The organism is Bradyrhizobium semiaridum, assembly GCF_020329505.1.
GTDB classification, from domain to species: Bacteria; Pseudomonadota; Alphaproteobacteria; order Rhizobiales; family Xanthobacteraceae; genus Bradyrhizobium; species Bradyrhizobium semiaridum.
Genome location: NZ_JAGKJJ010000070.1, coordinates 1 through 759, shown reverse-complemented (window position 1 = coordinate 759; position 759 = coordinate 1). Strand labels below are relative to the sequence as shown.

The following is a 759-nucleotide window of genomic DNA, read 5'->3' as shown; positions in this document are numbered from 1 at the left end:
AACACGAACAGCACGTCGATCATCGCGCGCGGTGAGACCGCGGTGACGACGGAGACGCGCTGCGCCGCCGTCGACACCAGCCGCCGGGCTTCCGCGTCGAGCGGCGTCATCAGCTCGCGCTCGGCGAGGCGGATCATGTCAGCGCCGTCGATGATATCGTCGGTGTGGCTCTGCAGGGCGCTGCGGGCGCGGGCGAGCTGCGGGGTCTGGTGCGCGAGCTTGAGCAGATCGGTGACGATGGCCCGGCTCGCGCCGCGGAAGTCCTGATCAGCGACGACCGCGCCGCGAGCCGCGCCAGGCCGGCGAGCTCGCGCATCGTCATGACGGCGAGCGCGACCGCGGCGATCACCGCCAGCCCGAGACCGAGGAAGCCGAGCCCCTCGTTGCGCGCAAAGAGATCCTCGACCAGGTTGATGACGCCGAGCCCGGTGCCGAGCACCACGAGGCCGGCGCGCCGCGGCTTCCGCTGGGGCACGCTGTTCTGGAGCGCGGTCGCCGGCAGCTGCGCCGGCTCGGCCTCGGGCACGATCTGGATCGTGCCGCGGGCGAGGCGGCCGGTGTCATCGGGATCGATCACGACCACGCCGGGATCGTCGAGCTTGAACGTCGCCGGCCGCCGGGGCGGCGTCTTGTCGTTCATTGCAGTCTGTCTCCGATCAGGAATTGGAGCGCGCGGTCAAGGCGGATGTGAGGCAGCACCGGCTCGGCATCGCCATTGCGTTCGAGCCTCGGCGGGCGGAAGCGCAGGAAACGGTAATC

Annotated in this window: 1 protein-coding gene and 1 pseudogene; both read right to left on the bottom strand. The window is 71.0% G+C overall.

What is annotated here, in order from left to right; genetic code table 11:
- Positions 1-640: pseudogene (locus tag J6500_RS31450) on the bottom strand (DUF697 domain-containing protein); the annotation flags it as partial.
- Positions 637-759: YcjX family protein (locus tag J6500_RS31445; RefSeq protein ID WP_225716580.1), on the bottom strand; the 123-nt coding region annotated here is incomplete at its 5' end. The pseudogene J6500_RS31450 and the gene J6500_RS31445, both read right to left, overlap by 4 nt.